We start from the raw sequence: 2,810 nt of genomic DNA, 5'->3' as shown, positions 1-2,810 counted from the left end.
ATCATCGCCGGATTATCCATGATCTGACAGCCGTCCCTTATAGGATGCGGGTTCACTAGGCATCGTAGTGGAACATATTCTTACCGGGCCATACAACAAACCCACCAATAATTCAAGACGTCCTCCACGGGGCGCTTACGCATAAACCACGGAATAAAGCCATTTTTCACGGGTCGCTGCTGGTGGCGTTCGGTTTCGAGGTGATTAAAATCATTGTGACCATGACGCTACCGCAACTGGCCAAATCACCCTCTGGTGCCGCCTTCGGCTCGGTCATCGGGCTCATGGCGTTTTTCTATTTCTTTGCCCGTCTCACGCTGTTCTGCGCCGCATGGATAGGCACCGCCGATTACGCCTGCGAGGACGATAACCGGCAGGAAACGGATGTCCCTCCCCACGACGCCGCAGCCAACCGGCTTGGCGCCGACGGCAATTCGCCTTCCGGCCGACTGCGGGCAGCCGCTGAGTTTAGCACAGTCGCCGCTGCGCAAGAGGAGGCCCGGTGCGTCGATAAACACCACCGCACGCGGGCCAAGCCACGTCCTGGTGGTCAAGAATAGGGGCCGTCTTGACGCCTGACCCCTACCGAATATATCGACATTCATTACCATCATAACACAATGCGCTACTTATTTGCAACATAAGCAGTTCATTACACCAACTTTTACATTTTCATAACCACAAACCAGCATTTATATCTGATTGATAACTTTTCTTGCGGGTTTTTACAGAAATTAACTCTGTTACAAGCGCTTTCCCCCGTGGCTTTTTCAGTCAGGACAGTATGGGGAGGAATAATCTGCTGCTGGCCACCGGAAATGACTATTTGGTCAAAATTCAGCCATTGAAATGCCTTATTTCTCTGTCTAAGATGCCTATTTTTTCGTAGTTGACCAATAAGAAACAATTATGCAAGTCTCAGCAGCACCGACTCTGGATTCCGACGCAGCCGCGCCTCCCGTCAATTCGCGGGGCAAAGTGATTGTTGCTTCGTTGATCGGCACCGCCATCGAATTCTTCGATTTTTATATCTACGCGACCGCCGCGGTCATTGTTTTTCCCCATATCTTTTTCCCGCAGGGGGACGCCACCGCCGCGACGCTACAATCGCTTGCCACCTTCGCCATCGCGTTTATCGCCCGGCCGATTGGCTCGGCGCTCTTCGGCCATTTTGGCGATCGCGCCGGTCGCAAAGTCACTCTGGTGGCCTCACTGCTGACCATGGGTATCTCCACGGTGGTGATCGGTCTCCTGCCGGGGTATGAAACCATTGGCGTACTGGCCCCGCTGCTGCTGGCGCTGGCCCGTTTCGGCCAGGGTCTTGGCCTGGGAGGCGAATGGGGCGGCGCGGCGCTGCTGGCGACGGAAAACGCGCGCTGTATGGCTCCTTCCCGCAGTTGGGCGCTCCCATTGGTTTCTTTTTCGCCAACGGCATGTTCCTACTGCTTTCCTGGCTGCTGACCGATGAACAGTTCATGAGCTGGGGCTGGCGAGTGCCGTTCCTGTTGTCGGCCGTACTGGTACTGATTGGGCTTTATGTGCACGTCTCGCTGCACGAAACGCCGGTTTTCGCCAAAATCGCCAAGGTGAAGGCACAGGGGCGCTTACTCTGAAAGTAACCATCATCGCCTCGTTTATCATGGTCGCCACCTACACCTTATTCTATATCATGACGGTGTTTTCCATGACCTATGGAACGGCTCCCCTGCCGCGCGGTCTGGGTTTCTCGCGCAACGATTTTCTGTTGATGCTGATGATTGGCGTCATCGGTTTTGGCCTGATGGTACCCGTCGCCGGTCAATTGGCGGATAAATTCGGCCGCCGGCACACCATGATAGCTATTACAGTGTTGATTATGGCCTTTGCGCTGGTGTTCCCGTCGCTCTTGGGTTCCGGCAATATCTGGGTGGTCATGGCGTTTTTGTTGATAGGATTTATGGTGATGGGTCTCACGTTCGGCCCCATGGGCGCGCTATTGCCGGAGCTGTTTCCCACCGAAGTTCGCTATACCGGCGCCTCTTTTTCCTATAATGTGGCCTTAATCATCGACGCATCGGTCGCCCCATACATTGCCGCCTGGCTCACCGCCAATTACGGGTTATTCTACGTGGGTATTTACCTGGCGACGATAGCCTGCCTGACATTACTGGCGCTGCTGGCGGCACATGAAACACGGCACCGGGCGCTGTAAATTGCGCGGCTAAGCGGCCTACCGGTAAAATAACGGTAATGACGGGCTGTCATCCCAGCGGATGCGGCCCGTTTTTAATGCGGCGTAGAGAACACTAAGAGGGTGATCCATGACGTGGCAACAGATCAAATATGCGCTGCTGCTGGTGATTGTTATTCTGGTTGCGGCGCTCGGCGCCTGGCAATATTACAATACCTCCTCGCCGAAACATCCCGACGCGCTGTGGCGGATAGTGAGCGAAGAATGCGTGCCGCACCAATTGCAGCTAGGGGATCCTTCGCCGTGCAGTGAAGTGAATACCACCGCCGGCTATGTGGTGCTTAAGGATTTGGTAGGGCCGCTGCAGTTCTTACTGATGCCCACCGAAAAAATCAGCGGTATCGAAAGCCCGCGCTTGTTATCCACCTCGACGTCCAATTTCTTTTATCTTGCCTGGCAGGCCAGACATTTTTTATCCGACAGGCGTGGCTAGTGCTGCTTTCGGTCACGTCCGATCACTGATTCCGGTCGCCCGATCAGCGATTCCGATTCTGTCCGATCGCTCATCTTCTGTTCCGCCATACTCTGGAGACTTTTAGCTTCCGGGGGTATGGCATGGCACGTAAAAAGAAGAACGCGA

At 54.6% G+C, this 2,810-nt stretch carries 1 protein-coding gene and 2 pseudogenes; all 3 read left to right on the top strand.

What is annotated here, in order from left to right:
• Positions 1 to 140 precede the first annotated feature (140 nt).
• Positions 141 to 374, top strand: a pseudogene (locus ACMX3H_RS18010) (YhjD/YihY/BrkB family envelope integrity protein); the annotation flags it as partial.
• Between the two features lie 535 nt (positions 375 to 909).
• Positions 910 to 2,191: pseudogene (locus ACMX3H_RS18005) on the top strand (MFS transporter).
• Between the two features lie 109 nt (positions 2,192 to 2,300).
• On the top strand, positions 2,301 to 2,663 hold the full coding sequence (locus tag ACMX3H_RS18000) for a CDP-diacylglycerol diphosphatase (RefSeq protein ID WP_415211774.1): 363 nt from the start codon (positions 2,301 to 2,303) through the stop codon (positions 2,661 to 2,663).
• Positions 2,664 to 2,810 lie beyond the last annotated feature (147 nt).

Source organism: Sodalis sp. (in: enterobacteria) (assembly GCF_047607725.1).
In the GTDB taxonomy this organism is placed as follows: domain Bacteria; phylum Pseudomonadota; class Gammaproteobacteria; order Enterobacterales; family Enterobacteriaceae; genus JBLKSS01.
This window is presented reverse-complemented; position numbering and strand designations above follow the sequence as displayed.